General features: G+C 49.3%; 12 protein-coding genes. 6 read left to right on the plus strand and 6 right to left on the minus strand.

All coding sequences use genetic code 11. The features are described from left to right. Nucleotides 1-26: 26 nt before the first annotated feature. From A8O25_RS13980 to A8O25_RS22710, 4 genes are all read right to left on the minus strand, one after another. Complete coding sequence (locus tag A8O25_RS13980) at nt 27-530, minus strand: ankyrin repeat domain-containing protein (RefSeq protein ID WP_066835929.1); 504 nt, start codon at nt 528-530, stop codon at nt 27-29. Nucleotides 531-1,537: 1,007 nt separating this feature from the next. Further along, nucleotides 1,538-3,892, minus strand: coding sequence for a penicillin-binding protein 1C (gene pbpC / locus A8O25_RS13985; RefSeq protein ID WP_066835931.1), 2,355 nt, complete (start codon nt 3,890-3,892; stop codon nt 1,538-1,540). A gap of 427 nt (nt 3,893-4,319) precedes the next feature. Next, nucleotides 4,320-9,203: an alpha-2-macroglobulin family protein gene (locus tag A8O25_RS13990; protein ID WP_082893646.1), complete on the minus strand. Its 4,884-nt coding sequence runs from the start codon at nt 9,201-9,203 to the stop codon at nt 4,320-4,322. A 95-nt stretch (nt 9,204-9,298) separates the two neighbouring features. Continuing rightward, complete coding sequence (locus tag A8O25_RS22710; RefSeq protein WP_082893647.1) at nt 9,299-9,736, minus strand: Ig-like domain-containing domain; 438 nt, start codon at nt 9,734-9,736, stop codon at nt 9,299-9,301. Between the two features lie 765 nt (nt 9,737-10,501). Here A8O25_RS22710 and A8O25_RS14000 point away from each other — a divergent pair. Further along, the gene (locus tag A8O25_RS14000; protein WP_066835935.1) at nt 10,502-11,536 is read left to right on the plus strand and encodes a GHMP family kinase ATP-binding protein; all 1,035 of its coding nucleotides are present in this window, start codon (nt 10,502-10,504) and stop codon (nt 11,534-11,536) included. A gap of 135 nt (nt 11,537-11,671) precedes the next feature. After that, on the plus strand, nt 11,672-12,385 hold the full coding sequence (locus tag A8O25_RS14005) for a nucleotidyltransferase family protein (RefSeq protein WP_066835938.1): 714 nt from the start codon (nt 11,672-11,674) through the stop codon (nt 12,383-12,385). 132 nt (nt 12,386-12,517) lie between these two features. On the opposite strand, the gene A8O25_RS14010 is transcribed toward A8O25_RS14005, so the two are convergent. Beyond that, complete coding sequence (locus A8O25_RS14010) at nt 12,518-13,327, minus strand: hypothetical protein (RefSeq protein WP_066835940.1); 810 nt, start codon at nt 13,325-13,327, stop codon at nt 12,518-12,520. Nucleotides 13,328-14,220: 893 nt separating this feature from the next. On the opposite strand from A8O25_RS14010, the gene A8O25_RS14015 reads away from it, so the two are divergent. Genes A8O25_RS14015 through A8O25_RS14030 form a run of 4 tightly spaced genes read left to right on the plus strand, consistent with a single transcriptional unit; the run spans nt 14,221 to nt 20,825 of the window. Next, complete coding sequence (locus A8O25_RS14015; RefSeq protein ID WP_066835941.1) at nt 14,221-18,237, plus strand: response regulator; 4,017 nt, start codon at nt 14,221-14,223, stop codon at nt 18,235-18,237. Then, nucleotides 18,227-19,060: a CheR family methyltransferase gene (locus tag A8O25_RS14020; RefSeq protein ID WP_066835942.1), complete on the plus strand. Its 834-nt coding sequence runs from the start codon at nt 18,227-18,229 to the stop codon at nt 19,058-19,060. The genes A8O25_RS14015 and A8O25_RS14020 overlap by 11 nt, the downstream gene beginning before the upstream one ends. Then, nucleotides 19,061-19,633, plus strand: a complete 573-nt coding sequence (locus A8O25_RS14025; protein WP_066835943.1) for a chemotaxis protein CheB — start codon at nt 19,061-19,063, stop codon at nt 19,631-19,633. Continuing rightward, nucleotides 19,623-20,825 (plus strand): sensor histidine kinase, encoded by a 1,203-nt coding sequence (locus A8O25_RS14030; RefSeq protein ID WP_066835944.1) that lies wholly within the window; start codon nt 19,623-19,625, stop codon nt 20,823-20,825. Before A8O25_RS14025 ends, A8O25_RS14030 begins: the two co-directional genes overlap by 11 nt. Nucleotides 20,826-21,550: 725 nt before the next feature. On the opposite strand, the gene A8O25_RS14040 is transcribed toward A8O25_RS14030, so the two are convergent. Then, nucleotides 21,551-25,615: an IPT/TIG domain-containing protein gene (locus A8O25_RS14040; RefSeq protein ID WP_082893648.1), complete on the minus strand. Its 4,065-nt coding sequence runs from the start codon at nt 25,613-25,615 to the stop codon at nt 21,551-21,553. Nucleotides 25,616-25,735 lie beyond the last annotated feature (120 nt).

Below are 25,735 nucleotides of genomic sequence, written 5' to 3' on the forward strand. Positions count from 1 at the left end.
ACAGGCAAAAACAGAAGTTGTCTGCTTTAGGCTTGGTGGCTGCTGAAATATTCCAGTGCGGCTGTGTTGCCTTGCTGGTGCGCCAGATCTAACGCGGTAAGGCCCCGCGCATCTCTGATGGTGGTGTCAGCGCCTTTGTCCAGCAGCAGTTTCACCAGGTTGTTTCGGCCAAATAGGGTGGCGAACATCAGGGCGGTGCCGCCGTTGCCGTTCTGCAGGTTCAAATCAGCCCCGTTGGCAATAAGCAGTTCCGCCACCTCAGGATACCCTTTGAATGACACCCCCATGAGCGCCGTATTGCCCCCGAAGTCTTGGGTATTCACATTGGCCTGCGCTTCTATGAGCGTCTTCGCCGTTTCCAGATGGCCTTCATAGCAGGCCAGGATCAGGGGGGTGAACCCGCGGCCATCAGTGATGTTGAGGTCAATGCCTTCTGAGATCAGCTGCTGGATATAGGCGGTGTCGCCTTTGCGGGCGGCGTCAAAAAGCAGGTCTTCTTTTCTGGTGGAGGTAAAGGGAGCGTCTTGCATAAGTTTACATCTGGTTTAGATTAAGATACGGAAGTTGCCTGTGAAAAGCTATGGTGACTTGGGAACATGCAATTTTTGAAAAGGTTTGGAAGTGGTAGTTCTTGACTGAATAAGCTAAGGATACTCTTACTTTTGTATACATAGTCTGCTGTTCCCATGACTATGCCACCTGCTGCAATGCGTGGTTAGCTGTTCCCTTGGCTGTACCGCTGTTGACTCTGCCGCACTGGCTGTATTGTTTCATCTTTTCCGCAAAGCGCTCACGGCCGCGGGGCCCCGTCCTGGCGGTGAGCACTGCTGTTAAAACTAGGCCCTCCGGCCTTGCCGCCGGAGCGGCACCGTATTAACAGAGGCGCTCACCGTCAAGACTGGTTTCTGTTCCTCTCCTGATCAGCTTTACTTGCTCAATCTGCCTCTAGGTAACTGTTGCAGATCCGCTAGCCTGAGACGAGCCCGTGCTGCGCACATCAGTCATGGCAGGTGCACCTTCAGTAAGAGGAGTTGCGTTTCTGGCCTGTTTCCCGGGAAATAGGCCAGAAACGCAATGGCGATTTTCTGTCCTCTATGACGCGGAAGTTACTTCCGTGCCTTCTAACGCTAGCAGATACTCCCCCTTTGAAGGGGGCGAAGGGGGATGTTGACACAGGAGAGCCCGCATTGCTGATCAATTCCCTTGGTGTTACATATCGTTGAGCCCTGCCCAGCATTGCGCTCTTCCGGATTTGCAATCCGGAAGCTGGTACACGGGGATTTGCAATCCCCGCGGCGGCACGTTTGATCTGCAGGCGCCGCAGATTGCAAATCTGCAGGTACTGTGTCCGGGATGGCAAATCCCGGACAGCCGAGGGACACGCATACCAGATCACTCCCCTCCTGGGAGGGGGCATGGCGACTGCCCCAACAGTACCGCCTGCTCAATTGATCTCTTGGTGTCTTCCAAACCTGCGAACGGGTGCGCCATTTCCGTTTTCGGCCTGATTTACAGAAAGTAGCCCAAAAACGCATCTTTAGTCCATAAACCGGACCGTCACCTGAATATTCGTATTTCGGCCTTGGTCGTCAAGGCAGGAGATTTTGAGTTTGCCGGCTTGTGGGGGTTCAAAGAAAACTGGTTGGTTGGACGGCGCGCTTTGCAGGAACTGATCATTGATATACCAGTAGACTTTTTTGACCTCGTTGTGAGCGTTGCACTGCAGCATGAGTTTCTGGTGGTCAGATGCTTCCAGGAGATATTCCATATTCGCCGTGGGCGAGGAGATGATGGGCGCGTATTCCTGAAAAATACGGCTGCAGCCCGGGTTGTGCGGCGGGAGCGAGACGTACGGCAGGTGCTGATTGACAAAAAACGTGAGCATCTCAGGGGCGTGGTTGGGGTACCATTGGTGGTGGTAGCCGGTTTCCGGAAGGCAGCTGGTGCAGTAGGCGTATTTCCCGTCAAGAGATACGGCCACTTTTTTGAGATGGGTGCACTTGGCCATGGAAGATACGCTGGGGATGTAGGTATCCATGATCTGGTCTTGGCAGAAGCTGTTGGCCAGCAAGCCGGTGACAGCGCAGACATCGCGGTAGGAAATCCCGTTGGGCGCTCTGAACCAACTTTCAGGGCTGTTGTAGTCAATGGTGTTGAAGATGTCAAAGAGCAACGGGGTGGCGGTGTCGGTGCCGTTGAGTTCGGGAACACCCTGGCCGGAAAAATTGCCCACCCACACGCCCACGGTGTATTTCTTGTTGTAGCCAATGCTCCACGCATCTTTCCGGCCGTAAGAGGTGCCGGTTTTCCAGGCAATCTTGGGCAGGTGGGCACTGTTCTGGGAGTTGTGGGGCAGGTCAGGGCGCTGCAGTTGGGTCAGAATCTCATTGAGCATATACGTGGCGGCCGGTGACAACAGCGGGGTGCTGAGCGTGTCTTTCTGCCCCTGCAGCCACCGCAGGGAGGCGTAGGTGCCCTGGTTGGCGAAGGAAGAATATAGTGCCGTCAGTTCCTCTAATTTCACCCCGCAGCCCCCTAAGATCAACGACAAACCCAGGCTACCGCCGTGCTTTTTCATCTGGGAGAATTCTGCCTGCTTCAGTTTCTGCACAAACGCCTGCACACCCACCTGGTCCAGCAGCTTTACTGCCGGTATATTCAAGGAAGTGGCCAGGGCGCGTTCAATAGTAATGTAGCCGTTGTAGTCACCGTAGTAGTTTTCGGGGCGGTAGCCAGCGTAGTCAATGGGCACATCGGTGATGATGGTTTTAGGGGTGATAAGGCCGCGGTCAAAGGCGGTGGCGTACAGGAACGGCTTTAACGTACTGCCGGGTGAACGAATCGCCTTCACCCCGTCCACCTGACCGCCGTGCAGCCCGTCGTTAAAGTCGGCGGAGCCGAGGTAAGCTTCTACGGCTTTGGTTTGGTTGTTCACCACCAGCACCGCCGCATTGTGAATGTTGTAGCCTTTGAGCCGCTGCAGGTAATTGTAGGCCAGTTGCTGCACCTTGTCCTGCACCTGCCGGTTCAGCGTGGATTTGATGATGGGTTGCTGCGGGTACTGGCGGTGCAGGCGGTACGCATAATGCGGCGCAATCTTGGGGGCTTCCAGCCTGAATGCCTCCAGGGGTTCCTGCCGCGCGTCTTCTATGGCCTCTTTGGGGAAGGCTTTTTCTTTTAGGTAATACGCCATCCACTTGTCCCTGAAGGCTACAATGCGCTCGTTCTGCCTGCCAATCCGGAGGCTGGAGGGCTTGTTGGGAATGACGGTGAGGGTGACCGCCTGCGCCAGGCTCAGCTGCTGGGGCGACTGCTGGAAATACAGCACAGAGGCCGCCTTCACGCCTTCAATGTTCCCGCCGTAAGGCACCAGGTTCAGGTACAGCAGCAGGATTTCGTCTTTGGAATAAGTTAGCTCCAGCTGGATTGCCCGGAACATTTCCACCAACTTGTTGGCGTAGGTGCGCTCTTTGGGGTACAGGAGCCGCGCCACCTGCATGGTAATGGTAGAGGCGCCAGAGGTGGTTCTGCCGTGGGTGAGGTTGTTAAGGAACGCCCTGGTCAGAGCCACAGGATTCACGCCGAAATGGTAATAGAAATATTTATCCTCCTTTAGGAGAATGGCCTTTTTCAAGGTAGGGCTTACCTCCCCGGGCTCCAGCTGCATGCGCCATTTGTCGTCTGGGCTGAGGAACGCATTGAGCACACTTCCGTCTGCCGCGGTGATGACGGGAGAGTAGGCAATAGAAATCTTGAGGGGGAAAAGCAGGTTCAGGAGTGAATAAAGGCAGAAGGTCACCACTACCGTTGCCACTGCGGCGCGCAGCCACCTTCTGCCTCTGTTGCTGAGAGGAAGTTTGGGGGAGCGCGTAAATGCTTGCAGCAAGGGCATGGGGAAGCGGTTTTACAAAAATACAGAAACTGTTTTTCCGTTTTCGCTGTTTTTGTGAAAACAGGCCGAAAACAGGAAGTTTGGTTCTCCTTCTGGTTTGCCGGCAGATAGTCTCCTGTTGAAGCGGGGGAAATGGTGCTGGTTCCAAAGGAGGCCGCGTATCAGAAAATCACAGACAGAGACCATGCACCGCTTTGTCTTTCATGCTGGCATGTTCATTCCCCTCCTGGGAGAGGTAGGTTCTTTTCTAGTTACCGCAATACCGCCTGCTCAAATGACCTCGCAGGGTCTTCCAGACCTGCGAGTGTCTGCGCCAATTGCTGTTCCACCACTACCTGCTTCTTCCAAAATATTCTGTTTCCGGGCTGTTTTCAGAAAAACACGAAACAGAAAAGCTAAAACCTAAAAAATCACTACCGCACTCTTACTACACCGGCACCGTGGTAGGAGTGGTACTCGGCGTTGTACATGGCGTCTGCGGCAATGGGGCCAGCTGGAAATCACCTTTGGAGACGGCACGAACCTGGTAGAAGAAGTGCTGGGCCTGTGGGCGGGCGGTGGTGTAGAGGTTAATGCGGTCATCGCGGATGTCAGTGTGCTCAGGGGTGGCGGGGCGCAGGTCTTCTATCCACTGGAACTCGCGGGAGGTCATGAGGCGCGGGTTCTCAATCTCGAATCCGGCCGGCAACAGATCGGTAATGGCCACGTTGGGAGCGGTTCTGCCGTCCAGTGACTGCAGGGTGACGCGCACCACCACCAGGTCGTTCTGCCGGAAGGTGCGGTTGGCGACTTCCTGGCCGTTGCGGTCATAGAAGGTTTTACGCACCTGCAGCAGGTGGTCTTCCTGTTTGTATGCCCCGCTCTGGCTGATGCCTTCCAGTTCCCAGAAGTAATAGAGGGTGCCTTGTCCGGTGCTTTTGAGGGTGACGGGACCTTTGTTGAGCTGGTTGGTGAGCACCAGGTCTTTGCCGTTGAACGTGCCCACTGCTTTGCCTTTTTGCAGCACTTGGGCAGTGATTTTGCCGTTGCTCCGTTTGGCCATCTTGCCTAGTGCCAGCAACGCAAAGGCTCTCTCCTGGGTGTTGTACCACCGGCTCGTTTTCAGTTCCTGTGACAGGTGCCGCGCCAGCGTACCCACCTGCACATGGTCTGGGTCTGCTTCTAAGAGGCTGTTCAGGGAAATGGCCAGGTCCCGGAGCGGCGAGTAGAAACTGCCGTCCAGGGCTCGCAGGGAGGTTTCGCCGGTGAAGGAGCGGGGCAGGATCTGGCTGAAGCTCTGGCGGCCCCCGTTGAGGGCGTAGGTGCTGGCCAGCAGGTACCGCGAATCCAGTGACATCTGCTCCGGTTTGGTTTTATAGAAGTTCATGGTGGCCCAATCGGGCTTGCCCGCCAGGCTGAGCACGTAGAGGGAATATATGGTCTGGTGGGCGGCTATGTACTTGGTCTGCAATTGGCGGGCAGCGTTATAGTAGCGGTACGGCTCAGTGGCCTTGCTTTTCACCATGCGCTGCAGGTATCTATATGCCTTGTTCAGCACCTCCTGGTTGACGCGGTAGCCGGCTTTCTGGGCTTCCTGCAGGAAGTGGGTGGCATAGGCGCTGCTCCACCAGTCAGTATCTGAGCCGCCGGGCCAGTAGGCAAACCCGCCGTCATACTGCTGCATCAGCTCAATTTTGGTGATGGCTTCCTGTACCAGAAAAGTAGGGTTGTACGTGCGGCTTTTCTTGTCCTGGTTCAGGGATTTGGCCAGATCTGCGTAATACAGCAGCGGGAATGCGGTAGAGGTGGTTTGCTCCAGGCAGCCGTGCGGGTACCGCAGCAGGTAGGTAATATCCTCTGTGAACTGCACCAGCGGCGACGTGCTCACCACCAGCTTAGAACTCACGGAAGAGGGGATGAAATCATGTGCCGGTTTTATATCCGCCGCGGCGGAATTCTTAAGCGCGCCCGCCTGCGTGACCTGCGCCAGCGGGGCGGCCGGACGTACGGTAATGTCAGTGGTGTGGCTGAACTGTTCACCCAGCGCCTTTACCACCACCTTTACCTGTGCCTGCCCAATGGCCGGGGTGGCCACCAGTTTGTACATTATCTGACTTTCTGCACTGGCATTGGCACTGGCGGCTCTTACCGCAGTACCCACCACGCGCAATGGACCTGTAACAGTAAGGGTGCTGGTGTAGGCGGTGTTCTTAGCGGTGGTGTTGCTCACGGTAACGGGCACCAGCAACGTGTCTTTGGGGCTCAGAAACCTGGGCAGGGCGGTGCTGATCACCACAGGGTCTGCCACGCGCATCATCTTGTCACTGGAGCCGAAGGCGCTGCCTTTGTAGGCCACGGCCATGATGCGTACCGCCCCTGAAAACTCAGGGATCTTCACGCCCACCGTGGCTTCTCCGTTGCTGTTGGTTTTGAGTTGGCCGCTCCACAGAGACACCAGTTTTACCCGTTTAGAAGTGAGCGGATTAATGCGTTTCTCCAGATCATAGCCGTCGCCGCCCACGCTGGAGCGGGCTCCGCTAAGCTCTGGGAACAGGTACGGGTACAGGTCAAAGGCATTCACCTCCAGCGCCCGCTTCTGATAGAAGAAGGCGTGCGGGTCAGGGGTCTGGTAGTCTTTCAGCTGCAGTATGCCTTCATCTACCACCGCCAGTGTGACCTGTGCGTTAGGCGCGGTTTTGATTTTTACCTGCTGCACCCGCTTTGACCTTGACGCGTCTGGGGCGGTAATGGCCACCTGCAGTTGGGTCTGCTTTTTAGTGACTGTTAATGGTTTAAAGCCGCGGGCAATGGTGAGGGGCATCTGGTTGTCTTTCACCTGCCGCAAGGCCACCGCCGAGATGTAGACCGTGGGCAGGTGTTCATCTTTGATAGGGAGTTTGAGCGAAGCCGCTTTCTTATCGGTTTTGAGGTAGTGGTAGCTCAGAACTTTGTTTTGTTCTACCGTGACCAGAATTTTGCCTGCAAAAGGTGATTTGAACAGGATTTTGGCATCTTCGCCTACCTCATAACTTTCCTTGTCTAAGGCAATGTCTACTTCCCCTTCTGTGTTCACTTCAAACGAGGTGCTCTCTGTGTCGCCCCAGCCGTAGGCGTAGAACTCCTGCGCCACATAATTGTACGCGCCGGGGCGCATAATGCGCAGCTCGTATTCGCCGGAGGTGCTGGGGGTGAAGTTTACCGCAACCCCACTGGCAGGCAACTCCATAGTACGGTTCATGACCACGTTCACCTTGCGCTGCGATTTGTAGTTGTAGTCTTCACTGTAGCGCTCAATCACAGATTCATAGGTGTACCGCACCAGTTGCACCTGCACCGTTGTAGAAACCGGTGTACCCTTCCGGTCAAGGGCAATGAGGGGGATGTTGAGCGGCTGCTTTGTGCTCACGTAGGTGTCAAACTTTTTAATGCCGTAGAACGCCCGCTGGGTGCACACGTTGAATTTACTCAGGCGGTTTACTGGTCTGCCGGTCTCGTCAAACACGGTGGTGAAGAGGGAGCCGTCCAGAAGCCCCACGTCCTGATGATCTGTCAGTTCAAAGGCTTCCTGCCCGTTGCCCTGTTCATCTGTCACGCCCTGGCGCACGCTATTCTGGATGTCAATGCTTCTGGCTGCCTGAATCTCGAAATTGTAATCTGGGTACCTTGGGGCGTCAAACGGTTTCTTCTTCAGGCTTAGCTGAATTTCATAATTTCGGCCGGCGGCCGGTGGGCCGAACAGGTTTTGTGCTCTGAGGGTGGCGGTTAGGTTCTCCCCGGAGACATACTCTGCCTTGTTTGGGGCAGCCGTGACCTTGAGGCGGTCTGGCATAAATTCCTCCACCCCAATTTTGCGGGAGTTCAGCAGCACCTCATTCCCTGAATATACCTCCAGGGTATAGGTGCCGGTGACGGCAGCGGGCGGGAGCGTGAAGAACGTTTCATGGGCGCCCTCCTGGTTGAGGGTGCCGCGGTGGTTTCGGTACTCTTTGCCGTTGGGCAGGAGCAGTTTGATTTTGATGGGCAACCCCGCCACCATTTTCCAGTCTGGGGTGCGCACCACGGTGTTCACGTAAACGGTGTCACTGGGGCGGTAGAGGTCACGGTCACCGTAGATGAAGGCGTCATAGGTGGCTTGGGCCATACGCTTACCGCCCACATCAAAGCGGGAGGTATTGACCTGGGTCTGGGTGTAGGGCAGGTAATTAAAGTCGTTTCCGGCGCGGGCGGTGATGAGCCCCATCTTAAAGTCTGGGGCGGTTTTCTGCATATTGGGGAACCGCGCCACCCCGTCTTTGTCTGTGGTGGCCTTGTGAATGACCTGGTTGTTGGTACTGATGAAGCTGATCTCCACGTCTGGCATCACTTGCGCGTTGCGGATGGAGTTGGCAAATACCACCACTTCGTCTTTTCCCTGCTTGGCTATGAGCCCAATGTCTGAAACTGAAATGATCTTTGAGTCTTTGAGCCAGTTGTTGTCTGTGCTGGTCACATTGATGACGTAGAGGCCTTTGAACTGGCTGTCAAAGTCCAGGTCATGCAGGTTGAGGTTCAGGAGGCGGGCATTGCCTTGTTTCAGCAGGCTGGCGGTCTCGTACTCGCGCTCAAAGATGGTCTTGCCTTGATCCTCATTCACTTGGTAAGAGTTGCTCTCAAAGTATTCATCAGTCTCCTCCTCATAGTAGCCGTCATACATTTTGCCTTCCTGCAGGTACCGCTGAATGTTGCTTTCAAACACCTTGCTGATGGTCACTTTTATGCGCGGCACCTGCTCAATGTTCAAGGCAATATTACGAGAGCCCTGGCTGCTGAGGTAGATGCTTTTCTTGTTGACAAACGCTATGGTGGGTTTAACGTCTTTGAAAGAGACAGGATGCTGGTACAGTTGGCCCAGAGGTTTGCCCACCACACCCGTCAGGTCACCAGAGACGGCCAGCGTGTAGTTCTGCCCATGGGAGAAATTCCCTTTCAGGACCAGCCCATGGTCCAGCCGTTCTACTGTGAACTCAGCATACGGCGAGAGGGAAACGTATTTTTCCACCTCAGGATTAGTAACAGGCTGGGTGGTAAAGATGTAAACACGGTCCTGGCCTTCTTCCTGGGCGGTGGTGACCTCTGTGATCTGCATCTGCTGCCTACTGGGCAGGGTGACAGTTTCCTGAATTGTTGCGGGCGTCTGGTAGGTGCTGCCTGGCGTGGTCAGGCCCTGTGCAATCTGCAGCTGTACCGGCATGGGGCCCTGGTAAGACGGGTTTATGTTCTTCAGTTTCACCACCACCTTGTCTGTGTTGCCGGTAACCAGTTCAAGGGGCTGCTCAGCATTGTTCTGCAGCACCTGCAGCCGGTCCCGCAGGTCATTGTACTTGACGGGGTAGTTGAAGTCCAGGAGCAGGTTAGCCTCCAGTTGGCTGGGGTTGTTCTCGTTCTGGGTCAGTACGCACTGGTTTTGGTGAGCGTGAGGTAGGGGGTGTGAAACCGGAAGTCCTGCCCGGCCGGAATTTTCAGTTTTTCCTGGGTGTGGCTGACCAGGTGGCCGGTCAGCTCAGCCCGGTACTCAGTGGAAGGGGCAAAGGCTCTGGTGGGGGAAAAGGTCAACTCATTAGGGGCCGTCCATTTAAATTTGCCAGCCACGGCCGGGGTGAAGGTGAGGTAGGGAATGGTGTCCCACCGGTTGAGCAGGGAGTCTGCCGCCAGGTCCTTGTCAAAGGTGAAGACCAGATTCTGCTCCTGCGCAATTTCCTGCTCAAAATTTTTCCGCTCCAGCCGCAGCTCATCGCTCTTACCGGAACAGCCCGTAAAGAAAAAAGCCAAAAGAAGGACCAGAACCGGTAGGAGGTACTGCAAAGGGGCGGTGGTTTTTTGGGTCATATGCTGGCGGAAGGAGAATGAATCTGGCCTCTAAACTTAATAATTCTTCAATTCAGTATAGAAAACTGGGGATAAATTATTTAGCAAGCGGGAAATAGCGTTTCAGCCAGTCTTAGTGCCTGCGCCCGGAATGGGACGTGCGAAGGGGTAGCTGGCAAAATAATTTTCTGTTTCCGGCCTGTTTTGGCCAAAACAGGCGGAAACAGCCTGAATTCTTTTTCTGGGTTTGGACTCACCTTTGCTCAACAAATGCGTGAAATCAATAACAAGTAATTCTGGGCGGTAATAAAGTTTGGACTCACCTTTGCTCAACAAATGCTACGGGTGTTTCAGCTGGCTTAGGTAAGACACTATACAGTAAACCTGGGGCGCAAGAAGGGGAAGAAATGAAACTCTCTAAATGGTTTCTGAGTCAGGAAGACAGGTTGCTGAGGCCGTGGAAGTCCAGCCCAGGTTCTCTTTGGTGGTAACAGAGAACTTAAAATGCCACCTGTACCCGTGCCTTAATCTCACTTTAAGCCATTACCTTTACTTTTTTAAGTTGCAGAACAGTGTTAGGTAAAGGGAGTTATTACGGTCTTTCATCAAGGCTTCAGGTGGTTTTGATGCCTGGTTTAGTAAGGCTACTTTAGTTTGCCTGCAGTTCCCCGTGATATTTTCCGGTGGAAAGGAATAGGATCATTTTCTTTTGTAGCTGATAGTAATACTTTCTGTACCGCTGTTGCCAGATAGCTGGCAGACTAATTTGTATAAATTTTATCAAGTATGATCATTCGTTCAAAAGCCCCGCTGCGGCTGGGGTTGGCGGGAGGAGGCACTGATGTAAGCCCTTACAGCGATCAATTTGGCGGAGCAATCCTAAACGCCACCATCAATAAGTTCGCGTACGCCACCCTGATTCCGCTGCAGGAGCCGCAGGTGGTGCTGAAGTGCTATGACATTGACCAGCACCATGTGTATGAGAACGTCAACTATTTTGACCTGGGCACAGACACGCTTCGGCTGATCAAGGGAATCCACAACCGCATCAAGAGGGAGTTCAAGATAGAGCTGCCGCTGTACTACCAGCTGGAGACCTACGTAGACGCCCCCCCCGGGTCGGGCCTGGGCTCGTCCTCCACGCTGGTGGTGGCCATTGTGGCGGCCTTCGCCGAGTGGCTGGGGCTGCCCCTGGGCGAATATGACATCGCGCAGCTGGCGTACAGCATTGAGCGCGAGGACCTGGGCCTGTCTGGCGGAAAGCAGGATCAGTACGCGGCCACGTTTGGCGGCTTCAACTTTATGGAGTTCCACACAGACCGCGTGGTGGTCAACCCCTTGCGGATCAAGGAAGAGTACATACACGAGCTGGAGTTTTCGCTGCTGCAGTACTACACCGGCACGTCCAGGCTTTCCTCCAAGATCATTGACGCCCAGGTGAAGAACGTGAACCGGGGGAACAGCAAGTCTGTAGAGGCCATGCACGCGTTGAAAGGCTACGCGTTCAGCATGAAGGAAGCCCTGCTGCGCGGGAAGCTGGAGGTGATAGGCGAGCTGCTGCATGAAAGCTGGCTGTCAAAGAAGAACATGGCCGATGAGATCAGCAACCCGGTCATTGACGAGATCTATGAGGCGGCCAGGGAGAACGGAGCCATTGGCGGCAAGATGTCTGGGGCCGGGGGCGGGGGGTATATGATGTTCTACGTAAGGTCAAACGCGCTTTACCACGTACGCAATGTGCTGCAGCAGTTTGGCGGGCAGGTGGAACGGGTGAGTTTCTATGACAAAGGCGTCATCACCTGGAAGACAAAAAGCACCTAAGCACTATAAATGCGTTGGTTTCTGTTTTGGGGCTGTTTTTCAAAAAAACAGCCCCAAAACAGAAACCAACGCAGCCTCACAGACGGTAGCATCCACTTTTATATGTTCGGCGCAGCCGAATGAACAGCATTTCTCATGACCAAAGAAGCCATTGTGCTGGCGGGGGGCTTAGGTACCCGCCTCAGATCTGTAGTACAGGACGTGCCCAAGCCCATGGCCGAGGTGGCGGGCAGGCCTTTTCTGGATTACCTTCTTTTTACCCTGGCCAAGAATAATATCAAAAAGGCGGTTCTGGCGGTGGGGCACAAGCATGAGGTGATCCAGGAGTATTATGCGGGCCAGAATCCGTTTGGGGTGGCGCTGGAGTACAGCATTGAAACAGAGTTGCTGGGGACCGGCGGTGCCATCTCTCAGGCCGCTGGACTGGTACAGGCAGACGATTTCTTCATCTTGAACGGTGATACATATTTTGAGGTGGACCTGGCGGCGCTACATGCGTTTGCCCAAGGGAAAAACGCTGACCTGGCGCTGTCACTGAAGCAAATGAAAGATTCAGACCGCTATGGCAGCGTGGTGACAGCCCCTGACCAGAGGGTGACGTCTTTCAAAGAAAAGCAGCCGGGGCAGAAACAGGATTTGCTTATTAACGGTGGGGTCTATTATATGAAGAAACATCTGCTGCAATCTTTTTCCCTGCCTCAAAAGTTTTCGTTTGAGGTAGACCTCCTGCAGCCCTTCCTGCCTCAGATCAAGGTGTATGGCCAAACCTACAGAGGTACTTTCATTGACATTGGTATCCCGGAAGACTACCAGCGCGCCCAACAGCTCCTGGAGCATGTGATCCTGTAAAAGGCTTTCAGAGGTGAACTCAAAGAACGGGAAAGGGGAGTTCCCTGCCGGTAGCTATCTGGTCAATATGGAAGATATGCTGAAGTTTTAAACGGAGTAGGCCATAAGCATTTGCCAGGTAGAAAGGAAAGCTTACGCCTGCTGCCTGCTTTCTTCGGTTTTATAATTTCTGAAGAAGACAATCAGTACCACCAGGGCCACCACCGCCAAACAACCCCAGGCGGTTATGATAATCTGGCGGCTCTCTTCCAGGTTGAGGGTATGGTGCTTCAAAATAATTCCGTAAAAGGCCCAAATCCCAACCAACCCTACAACAGGATTGGTCCTGGCTAAGACTACATACCCAACAAGTAAGGCGGCAACCACTAACATGATGGTTGTCCAGAGGCCTTCACTCAAACCAAATCTGTCCCATTCCAGGCCCACTAATGCAGAACTGATATTGGCTACAGTTGCTATTATGATCCAGCCGAAGTACAAGCTCAGCGGCACCTGGGTAAACCATTTAGAAGCGACGGACCGGCCTGCCTTATAAATGCCCAGCCGCACATGTATGGCCAACAGTGTTGCCAGTTGGATCAATATCAATACCACTGATAGCACCAGCCACTCGTTTACCCAGGCAATGGTCCAGGCGCCGGTGGCCAGGTTGTTTGCCATAAATAAATAGCCTAACCGCTGCAGGTCTACGTTTGCTTGATGCTTTGAAGGCTCCTTAAATGCTTTTACCAGGTGATACATGCAGAAGGCAGAAAGAGCTAAGTAAATAACTCCCCAGATAGAGAACGTGAGGCCTGCCGGGGTGAATAGCGCAGGGTATTTGTCAGACACGTCGCCAATAGTTTGGCCATTGAAGAGTTCCAGCTGCGTTAACTGTGATGGCACCAGGTGCAGTAAAAAGAAGACAGTGTTTAGTACCGCCAGTGTTTTGATTTCTTTCATAGTGGAAGGACAAGGGTCTGCAAGTACTTTTTACGTATTTAAGCCGTAATGGACAGTAGAACCCGTAACTGCTGCTATTGTTTTTTATGAGTATGAGCTGCTGGCAGGGTTTTGGGTTTACAGAACATACTTTTCAGGACAAGCGAGCAGGTAGTAACTAAGCTTTTCATGGGGCCAGCCCCCAACTCTGACCATAGAAAAAGGTTTGAAGAGGTTAAAGGCTGTCTAGATTCCCCTGGGGGTGGTAACTTAAACGCTCCCGTTCAGTCTGGAGAGCGGGGCATCTGAGGTAATCCCCCTGAAACTTGATAAGCAATCCTTTCCTTTCCTGCGGGTGCTCCTACAAGCCAAAAAGGCTCCTAACAGCACTAGGGCAGGTTACCGAAAAGCCCGCACTTATTTAGGCGGCAGCTTTTCCTAATGCTATGGGGCACCATGAGATGAATCCCTCTCCAGTAATCTTTTACAAGGCCCTCTCAAGTATTCACTTGCGTACTCAAGTACTCCCAGGCAGATCCTTCGGTTTTTGACGGTAGGCCTTTGCGTCTGCCGCCGGGAACTTTGATCTGGCTTTAATTAGAAGCTCTCCCTTACATGGAGTGCGGCCAATCTTCTTTTCTGTTTTTGGCCTACTTTCTGGAAAACAGGCCAAAAACAGAAATCATTACTGGTCCAGTAGAACTCAAAAAGTAGAGCCTCTACCTTGATGTGATGACTTCTAACAAAAGTGACAGTACTTGGTTTAGGTTATCACGGGGCCTTTAGAAGAAAGTTTTTTCCTGTGTATTGCAGTGGCGTTTTCAGGCTTACAGTGGTATTCAATAAAGGAAGAAACAAAAACGATTGTGCATAGCATTTTATAATTTACGGCCTCAAAATCATTTAGGAGAGAGATGAAACTACTGAAGAACCTTAAAATAAGAGATAAACTGCTGTTGGTCCTTACTTTACTCATGGTTCCACTTTTTTATTTTGTCGCTTCCACCATTAAAAATGAACTGGATGAAAATGAAATACTGAGACAAGAGGCGATCCAACTGGAGGAATCTGAGAAAATATCTAGCTATCTCCATGCTTTTCAGCGGGAACGGGGCCGTATTCTGGCCGCTGTTGAGGGTGAAAAAACTACCTTGCTCGAGGCAAGGGGCCAAAGGAGTCTGACGGATGAAGCAGAGAGGGAGTTGCATGCCTTTTTGGCCAGCACTGGCCGCTCTTTGCCAGAGGCTGCTCTTTTTGAGGATTTTAAAAAATTCAGAAAAGATCTGGACCAGGATAAGTTAGACGTTCTCGCGTTCAGGAGTTATTCCAGGGATTTGATTTTTCGCCTGCTTGACAGGGTTGATGCCAATGCGACAGGTATCAGTAATAAAATGATCAGCAGGCAGCTGGTCAGCTTTAGAAATCTGGCCGAGGCAAAGGTGCAATTAGGTAGAATAAGAAGTCTGTTAATGAAGGTAATCCCTGAGAGACGTTTTTCTTATGAAGACTATGCTCAAATTGTCTCCCAGGTTGAATCTTATAACCGGTCCCTGAATAATTTTCAGAGATATGCCACCAAAGAGTCAGCTAACCTTGTTCAGAAAATCACTGCTTCTGATAACTACAAGCAGGTTGACGCTACTTTACTGGCTATAAGCGCTAATCCCGAGATAGATCTTTCTTCCTTTAGTACCGCAGCTGTCTTTAACGTTTTTACCATAAGCATAGAGGCGTACCGGGCAGCAGAGGAAAAACTGATTGCCCAGATCAGGAACCAAGTGAACGCTGAAATACAGCAAAAAGAGCAATTCCTGCTGTTTTTAAGCCTTGCGATGGTAGTTGTTCTGGCCCTGACTGCGTTCTTATCCTTTTATATTGTAAACCTTATCTCTACTTCGCTTTCTAAGTTAAAAGTTGCTGCAGACCGAATCAACATGGGGGCAACAGATGTTGTCATCAACATTGACAGCAAAGATGAAATTGGCAGTGTGGCAAGCTCCTTCAGAGAAGTGGTGGCTAAGAATATTTCCCTGTCTCAGGTGGCCAAGGCAATAGGGCAGGGGCAGTATGACATGGAGGTTGAGGTGAAAAGCGAAGAAGATGTGCTGAGCCACGCCATTAAAGACATGAAGGACAACCTGCAAACCTTCACCTCTGAGAATGCCAGGCGTAGTTGGGTGCTCACAGGAGTGTCTGAATTTAATAGCCTGATTAGCGGAGAAACCTCCATAGAGGGGGTAGCCAAGAAAACTATTTCTTATCTGTGTGATTATACAGGGTCAGAGGCTGGTATCTTTTACCTGCATAATGACAATGGCCGGCTGGAACCTGTCGCCACACACGGGGTTGCTTACAGCATAGACCAGTTACCCACCTTTGCAATGGGAACTGGAATAATAGGCCAGGCGGTGCAGGACCGTAAAGTGCAGCAATTGGAGGGAATAGCTGAAGAATACCTGAAAATCAAGACAGGTATGTCTGAGGTGATGCCTGCTAGTGTTCTAATTGTTCCTCTTTACTTCTCCTCCCATATAGTGGGGGCGCTTGAGCTTTGTTCCCGCCAGCCCTATGGAGAGCTGGAGCAGAAGCTTTTTGACGCTTTATCTGAACGTATTTCAGTTGTTCTCCATACTTTGAAAGCGCACCTGCAGACGCAGGAACTACTGTATGAAACCCAGAACCAGGCTGAAGAGCTGGAAACCCAGCAAGAAGAGCTGCGTCACCTCAACGCCGAGCTGAAAGCCTCAGAAGAGGAACTGCGCGTAAACCAGGAGGAATTGCAGGAGAAGAATGCTGAACTGGAAGAAAAAGCCCAACTGCTGGAGGAGCAGTATGAGGCGCTTCAAACTAAAAACACTGCTCTGGAAGATGCCCGCCAAGCCATTGAGCTCAAGATAAAGCAGGTAGAAACGGTAAGTAAGTACAAGAGCGACTTCCTGGCCAATATGTCTCATGAGCTACGCACGCCGCTCAACAGTATCCTGATTCTGTCCAGGTTGCTGGCTGACAACGTAGAGAACACCCTTTCTTCTAAGCAGATAGACCATGCCCAGATCATTCATAAATCTGGGGTAGACCTCTTGAAGCTGATCAACGAGATTCTGGATCTCTCCAAGATAGAATCTGGTATGATCAAACTGGAGACGGAAGAAATCAATTTGAAAGACATTTCACTGGAGCCCATGTTCAGGGAACTGGCGGCTAAAAAGAAAATCACCTACCGCGAGACCATCAGGCAAGGAAGGGTGGACAAAATCATCACAGACCGTTTCAGGTTGGAACAGATCCTGAAGAACTTCATAGGAAATGCAATCAAGTTCACAAACGAAGGGGGAGAGGTAGAACTCTCAATTTATCCGGTAAACAGCAGACCTACGTTTAAGTCTGAGCAGTTAAACGAGCAGCAAGAAATTATTGCCTTTTCTGTAAAGGATTCTGGCATTGGTATTCCTAAGGATAAGCAGGAAGTAGTATTTGAGGCATTCCAGCAAGCAGATACGTCCACTACCCGCAAGTACGGTGGCACAGGCTTAGGCTTGACCATCAGTAAAGAATTAGCGACTCTGTTAGGTGGTGAACTGATGTTGGAGAGTGAGCCGGGGGTGGGTAGTACCTTCACTTTATATCTTCCGGCAAACCCGGCTAACGTTTCTGAAAAACCCCAACAGAAAAAAGAGAACGTCGCTGCCCCGTCTCGGCCAAATAAAGCCGAAAGCCTAAACCAGGTGTTAGACCGGATTGAGCAGACTGACAAAAAGGACATTTCAGTTCTCATTGTAGAAGATGACAGAGGCTTCAGTGATATCCTGGCCGATTTTGCCAAAGCAAAGAAGTTTGTAGTGCACCAGGCGTTCACTGGTCAGGATGGCCTAAAACTGGCCCGCATAGAAAAACCAGATGCTATGCTCCTGGATGTGCATTTACCTGATATCTCCGGATGGGAAGTCCTGAAGGAGATTAGGGAAGACCGTGAGCTGCGGCATCTCAATGTGCATGTCATGTCTGCCTATGACAAAGAGGTGATGGGCGAGCATGGGCACAAAGAAGAATACCTGCCTAAGCCGGTAACGCTTGAAATGTTAAACAAAGCCTTTACTTCTATTGCAGAAATATCTGGTACCTCACTGGAGAACATCTTGATTGTAGAAGACAACGAGATAGAGAACAAAGCGGTGGCAGAACTGCTTTTGGCGCATGGCTTAAAATCAGCCTCTGCCTATTCTGCTGAAGAAGCAGAGCAGGTTCTGGCCAAACAGAAAATTGACTGCATTATTCTGGACCTGAACCTGCCCGGCATGAAAGGCTATGACTGGATGATAAAGATGAAGTCACAGCCGGCCCTCACTGATATTCCTATCATCATCTATTCCGGGAAAGATGTAAGTGAGGCTGAGGAAACAGACCTGAAGGAGTTCGCCAACACCATTATTATCAAGAATGAGTATTCTTATCTGCGTCTGCTGGATGAGGTGCAGCTGTTCTTGCACAAGGTGAACCAAAAGCTTCCGTCTGGGAATGAGTTCAAGATGAAACTGCACGTGCCCAAGGAAGTACTGCATGACAGAAAGGTGTTGGTGGTAGATGATGACGTGCGTAACATCTACTCGCTCAGTAGCTTGCTAGAGCAACACGGCATGCACGTTCTCACCGCCTACAATGGGAAAGAAGCCATTCAGAAACTGGAAGCTGAAAAAGGCGTTGAGATAGTCATTATGGATGTGATGATGCCTGAAATGGACGGTATTGAAGCCACAAAACGAATAAGGGAAAATCCTCGTTTGAAGCAATTACCCATTATTACGCTCACCGCTAAGGCCATGAAAGAAGACAAGGAGAAGTGCATTGCTGCTGGGGCATCTGATTATATAGCCAAACCCGTAGATACTGATAAATTATTGACTTTAATGCGGGTGTGGCTGTATGAAGCTTGAGGCTGATGTGCTTTTTGAACAGGCGGTAGAAACGCTTATCCATGATATTCATGCCCAGTATGGGTATGACTTTAGCGGATATGCCCGGGCCTCAGTGTACCGGAGAATCAAAAGGTTTTTAGGAAATAAGAACCTGGCCTCTGTTGAAGAACTGCGGAAAAGCCTATTTCAGGATCCCTACTTCTTTGAAAATTTCCTGCAGGAAATCACGGTCAATGTCACCGAGATGTTTCGGGACCCTACATTTTTCCTGGCACTGCGCGAGAAGGTGTTGCCTATACTCTCCACCTATCCGTTTATTAAAATCTGGGATGCGGGTTGCTCTACCGGGGAAGAACTTTTTTCCCTGGCCATTCTCCTGAAAGAGGAAGGATTGCTGGAAAGAACTAAAATTTACGCCACTGACATTAACCAGAAAGTTTTGAAGCAGGCGAAGGAAGGTATTTTCAATTTGGCCAATATGGCAAGTTACACCTCCGCTTATTACGCCGCGGGAGGCAAGACAGAATTCTCCAGCTACTATACCAGCAGCTATGGTAGCGCTAAATTTGACGCATCGTTAGTAAAGAATGCCGTTTTTTATCCGCATAACCTGGCCACTGATTCCTCTTTTAATGAGTTTCACTTAATCCTGTGCAGAAATGTGCTCATTTACTTTAACAGAGAGTTACAGGAACGGGTTTTCAACTTGTTTGATGAAAGTTTGGTAAGTTTAGGGTATCTGGGTTTGGGCAAAAAAGAAACCTTGGCCATGTCGCAGATCCATAACAGCTATACCTGCCTTGATAAAAGTAACCGAATCTACCGGAAGGCCACCAGATAGATGAAGAAGGAGACAAAGGTTATTGTGATAGGAGGTTCTTGGGGCGGCATCAAGGCTTCCCAGGAAATTCTAAAGCAGTTGCCCGCTTCTTACGGTATTCCTATTGTGATGGTGCTGCATAGGCTCCGCAACTTTGACGGAAATCTACAGATAGTGTTTGAGAAGAGAGTGGCGCTCCAGGTAATTGAGGTAGAGGAAAAGGAAAAGCTACAAGCTGGATATGTATACGTGGCACCCTCTAATTACCACGTACTGCTGGAAAAGGACCAGACCTTTTCTTTAGATGTTTCTGAGCTGGAGAATTACTCCCGGCCGGCCATTGATGTAACCTTCACCAGCGCGGCAGAAGCATTTGGTTCTAATACTATTGGCATTGTGTTAAGCGGCGCCAGCAAAGATGGTAGTGCCGGACTCAAGGAAATTGCCGCCAGGGGAGGGACCGTTATTGTGCAGGATCCCAGGGAGGCAGAAGTAGACACTATGCCCTTAGCCGCTATTGCCAGTGTGCCAGGTTGCCAGATAATGAATTCGGAGTGCATTCAAGCTTTTTTACTTTCTTTACATGATCACTGACCAATACCTTCTATCTCCCATGCTGGCCTCTGAAGTACAACCAGTTAAAATTCTTTTGGTTGATGACAAACCTGAGAACCTGGTGAGTTTGGAAAGCTTACTTTTTAAAGAAGAGGAAGGCGTCACGTATCTGTGTGCAGAATCAGGTGAAGAGGCGCTAAAAATTGCTCTGCAGGAAGAACTGGCATTAATTTTACTGGATGTGCAAATGCCCGGGATGAACGGTTATGAAGTAGCCCGGTACCTGCGCAACATTTCCAAAACCAGGGATATCCCTATCATTTTTGTAACTGCCATTGATGAGCAAGATACCCATGTGATGGAGGGCTTTGAGGCGGGTGCGGTAGATTTTCTTTTCAAACCCTTGCACCCATACATCACCAAAGCAAAAGTCTCTGCCTTTGTAAAGTTTTTCCTCCAGAGAAAAGCGCTTGAAAAAGCGAATCACCTCACTTTAAAAATGAATCAGGAACTGGAGGCGCGGGTGAAAGAACGCACCAAAGAACTGATTAAGGTGAACAGAGATCTGGACAACTTTGTTTACACCGCTTCACATGACCTAAAAGCCCCTATCAACAACATTGAGGCGCTGATGATTGCCCTGGAAGAGACATTGCACCAACCTGAGTTTGATAAGGACGAGGTGGCTAATTTATTGAACATGGTGAATCATTCTGTCAGCCGTTTTAAAGCCACCTTACTTGATTTGACTGAAATAGCCAAAGTCCAGTATGAGGCAGAAACTGGTAAGGGCAAAGTAAGCTTCAAAGAGATTTTCAACGATGTAAAATTGCATATAAAGGATCTGATTGAAAGTTCTAACGCTAAAATTACCGTTGATTTTTCCCAGGCTCCTGACATAACCTTTTCCCGTAAGAACCTTAGGAGCATTCTTTATAACCTCCTCTCTAATAGCATCAAATATCGGTCCCCTGAGCGGAGTCCGGAGATTGAGGTTAAAACAAAAACAATAGACGGTTTCACTCTGTTAACGGTAAGAGACAATGGGTTAGGGTTGCGGCAGCAAGACCATGAAAAGGTGTTTGGAATGTTCCAGCGGTTACACCGGCACGTGGAAGGAACCGGTGTAGGCTTGGCCATTGTAAAGAATATTGTGGAGAACTGTGACGGAAAGATCGAATTTGAAAGTGAGGTTGGAAAAGGCAGTGTATTCAAGGTGTATCTGAAGTGAGTTGTAATCCAGAGCGACTATGGGTGAGCGTATTGGTTGACTTTATAGGTGGGTAGGTTTCCATTTACTAGGTATTTACGGGCCTTCAGCAGTTCCCATTTTTCCTTCAGAGAATTAAAGGAGAAACAGTAGGCAACTATAAATCCAGTGATGATAGCATTGGGCCCACCTAGTTTAGAAAAGTACAGAGTGATAAAGAATAGTACCAGAAGAAGATAAAGTACTTTTTCTTTTCTGGTAAGATCATTTAAACCAAGCATAATAAAGGGGGCAGATTTTTTAGAGTAACTATAGCAACAGCAAAGAAAGAGGTTTATATTTTAGTAGTAAAGAGTCTGTCTTTTTACGGTTGCCTATTACTTAAAGAATGATGAACCTGTTTAGCGTGTATGTTTTGCCGCCCTCTCATGCTTAATGACTGGCTGAAGCATAAGAGAGTGTCCACGTTTTTGGGCTATTTTCTGAAAAACAGGCCAGAAACAGAGGCTGTCTTCAACTAAAGGCAACAGCAGAGGCTTGCGCCTGATACTAAGGTGAGAACCCTAATGAGCTTTGCGGTTAGTTTGAAAATGTTTAGGGCTTGTTTTTGATAATTTATTTTCCAGATTTTTGATTTATAAAACTGAAAAGAGACAGGACTAGGGGTCGCTGTCTCTTTTCAGTTTTTGATCAGATTTTAAAACTAGCGTAGAAACAGGAGCTATTTCTACGCCTAGGGGAAAACGTCATTTTACAACTACTAATCTTTTGAGAATTGGGCCATCAGTGGTGAGAACTCTAAGGGTATACACTCCTGCGCCATAGGTAAATAAGTTGAGTTGTACTTCATCTCCGGGAACATTTTCCCCTATCGCTGTAAACAGGCGTTTGCCTACTGAGTCAAAAACTTCAATATTTTGCACCTGATAATTAGCCTTGTACCAGTTAATAGTCACGTTGCCTTGAGTAGGGTTCGGGTAAATGGAAAGTGCTTCTTCTTTGCTGAGGTCGGGCACCAGGAACTCTGCTCCTATGGCTTCGCCTCCGGCGCCTTTTACAGAAAGATTACCAGTGATCACTCCTTTAGGTGCTTTGACTACCAGTTTGGTATTGGTGGCTTCTAAAATGGCAGCAACGGTGTTGTTGAAGTAAATGACATCAGTCTGGTGGTCTGCCCCAAAATGTTCTCCGGTAATGGTGACGGTTGTGCCAGCATACCCACTGGTTGGGCTAAAGGAGGAAATGACAGGAGCCGGGACAAAAATAAAGTCAGAGGCGGTACGGGCGGTGCCTCCTGGTGTCTCTACTTGAATTTTCTCTGTTTCGGCGTTTGCCGGTACCGTTACGGTGAGGCTATTGGCACTGGCAGCCGTCACCTCAGCTTTGGCAGAGCCTAAAGTGACAAGATTCCGTTTTACATCCTCTGCAAAATTCATTCCGCTCAAATTGACTACTGTTCCCGTCTTACCTTTTCCGGGTGAAAAAGAAGTAATAGTGGGGTGGTGCCAGACCATAAAGGGCTGCTGAGTCTCCACTTGGCCCCCCAGAGTTTTAAGCAGTACCTTTCCTTTAGTGGCGGTAGCAGGCACTTCTACTTTTAGTTGGGTGGTTGAGGCTTGGGTAATTTTTGCCTTCACACCATTAAAATAGACTGTGTCTAGGGTAAGATCAGTAGAAAAATGTGTCCCGGAAATAGTGATGCTGGTGCCAGGAACTGCCTCTGCAGGCGAAACGGAAGTAATAGTAGGTGGCTGAAAAATAATAAAGTCTGGACCTGTAGTTGCTGATCCATCTGGGGTTACCACCCTGATTTTGCCTGAGAAAGCATTGCTTGGCACTACCACCTTTAACTCTTCTGCTGTGGAAGCGAGTATTAGAGCTAGATGTCCGTTGATGCTGACTTTATTAGCAAAGGCGTTAGTAGAAAAGTTTTTCCCCCGGATGGTCACGGTTTGTCCCGCCCGGCCTTGGGTAGGGGAGAAAGAAGTGATATTGGGAGAAACAACCACTTCATGTGCAACCAGTTGCTTGTCACTGATCACCGGCGGGATATCAAAGATCCGGTTCTGGGTTATATTGGTTCTAACTGGCTCATTGTAGTCAAAAAAGATATCAGCATAATTCTCAATCAGATGCTTCTCTGGCAGGTTAGCTTTCGGTTTGATGCTGAACTGGATGGCCCCATTGCTACCTGCCTGGTTGGTACCGCTGTCTGGCAGCATGATGTTATTGAAGGTGAAAGTAAGAATGGGTCTTTCTTTGCCCGAAACAGTAAAAGTATAAGGGTGTGTAACCGCCCCAACTTGAAAGGTGCTCATATCCAGATCAGCAGACAGAGTGTCTACCACCACCACTTTGTAGGCTACATCATTGCCTGTATTCTGGAACCGGATGGTGTAGCGAAGAGACGAACTAGTGGGGGTATATTTTTCTGCCGTACGGCCAACGGGTATTACTTGTTTATCATTGGGGTCAAAGGAGTCAATGATGGGGAGGCATTCTTCTGTGATTTCGGGTTCAGGATCATTAGGCGGCATGGCCATCATGGCTATATCAGGCAAGCCAGTAGTATTGGCTTTTTTCATTTCCAGGTTGGCGCTTACAATAGTTTTGAGAGGGTGTCCCTGGGGCTGATCTGCCTCTACCCTTATAACCCTGCTTGCCGTAGGGAACTTGAGGACTAAACTATCACCAATGGCTAGTTTGTATTTTCCTGTAAGAGAAAGTTCCATGTTTTGCAGCACGCGGTAAGAAAGGCTATCCGTCATAGCCCCTTGCCCTTGATTTCTAAGGACAAAACGGGCCTGATTTTCTGGTGTTTCACTGGCTGCTATGGCAACATCTGCTCTGTTGTAAGTTGGTGGGGCGGTGTACTGGTTCACTGGGGTTATCCAGGCTTTGGTGCAGACGGTAAGGCCCCTAATGGTAGGGTCAGCGCAGGAAACAGAGTCTTTGATAGTAATAGTGCCCTGTTGGTTGGGCTGCAAATCACCTACAACAAAAACGTAATTGCCTTTGCTGTCACGGGTGAACGGCATAGAAGCTGATTTGAAGATGACCTCTGTCGGGAATTGAAGAGTCACTTTGGCATTAGAGGCCGGGGCGAAACCGGTATTGGAATAGGTGACAGTGGTGACGTTCTCCATGCAACGGCGGCGGCGGTTAGAAGAGAGGCTGACATTTAAATAAGGACTTTCTTCAACTGTATTCCCGAAATCAATATTTTCAATTACACTATTTTCTTGAGTTACATTTACATTTTTTATGGTTGTACAGGAGGGGGTGATAATTCTTGAAGCACTGTTACCAGGGAGAATAGGCTTAATAGTATATGAACCTTTGGGAAAGTTGATACTATAATTCCCTTTAGAATCTGTTATGCCAAAGAAAGGGCCAGGCAAAGCTGTTACAATAATACCTTCAATGCCTTTCTCATTGGGCTCAAACTGGCAATTTAAATTTTGATCATCATAGATATTCCCATGTATGAAACCAGAATAAGTAGCAGAAGTTGTATCATATAATTGCACCTTGTACCCATCCATTATGCCATAGGCAGTAAATGTGTGGTCAGTTGCTTTAAAACTTCCAAAAAAAGTCCCAAACACCTGACTGGTTGAACCAGATGATATTAATACTTTTGTTGCATCTCCGTTTACTTGTTTTAAATAGGATTTCCAAAGGAAACTTCCATTGTGTAGGTAGCTTAGTATATAGGGTTTAGAATTACCAAAAGATCCTTGCATACCTACTATTTGCACTTTCCCCTCTTTATAGGCAATGCTTTTAGCCGTTGTGCCACTTGAGCCAACAAACTCGTGCTTGGCCCATTGGGCATTACCATAAGAATCAAGTTTCGCTATGAATGCTTCTCTATATACGCCCCCCACATTAGAAGTAGACGGTAGAGTTGTGGAACCAAAAGTGGCACTAAAGGCATAAGTACCTGTGATATAAAAATTGTTGAATTCATCAACAGCTATATCCTCCCCATGAATATTTTGATTACGTTCCCCAATTGCTTTTGCCATCAAAACATTACCATTAGGAGTATACTTTACTAAGAGTAAGTTGTCGTTTCCGGCAGATTTCACAAGTGTATTTCCATAAGTTCCGCTGCCGCTTATGGTGCCTATCATAATTAGATTTCTTTCCCGGTCAAATGCCAGAGAATTACCGGCTGAGTTTACATATCTTCCTAAGCCAGCTTGTATCCAGACAAACTTCCCTTGTGAATTGAGCTTAAGCAAAAAACTCTTAGGGTCACAGCAACTATTTTCTGGTGTTAAATCTAAACCTAAAACAGACCACGCACCTACAGTACCAGTTACATATACATTGCCCTCTTCATCTGCTAAAACTTTTTTACCAATGAAATGAGAATTCACTCCTTCTGTAAAACTCCAAACTAATGAGAAGTCGGGACTGAATTTGGAAACAGTAATAGAATGGGAAGAGGACCCGGAGACATAAATATTATTATTTTTATCAACAGCAATAGAGTGGAGCGTAGAGCCAGAATACCCAACACTCCCAATTTTATCTAAAACCCCATCTTTACTATAGACTGCAACATACCAGTTATAATTACTTTTTATTTCATGAGATGTCGGGGTTAATATATTACCTTGCTTACCATCAAAACTCCCTAAAACATAGACGTTCCCTCGGCTATCAGTTGTAGCATCAGTTATGTAATCATAACCCGTAGTACTAAAAACTACAGGGTTGAGAGGAATCTGGGCTAAGGAATGAAAGGTAGAGAAAGTCCAAATACAGAGTAATAGAAGTCTTAAGTATTTCTTTTCCATATTATATGCTAGATACAGTAACTTGTTAATTTTATAAAGCTACTAAACATGATTAAATAATTATTATTCGTTTCACCTTTCCTTCTGTGTGTTTGGAAACGGCAAAACTGGAAAAGGGTG

This window comes from Rufibacter ruber (assembly GCF_001647275.1).
GTDB classification, from domain to species: domain Bacteria; phylum Bacteroidota; class Bacteroidia; order Cytophagales; family Hymenobacteraceae; genus Nibribacter; species Nibribacter ruber_C.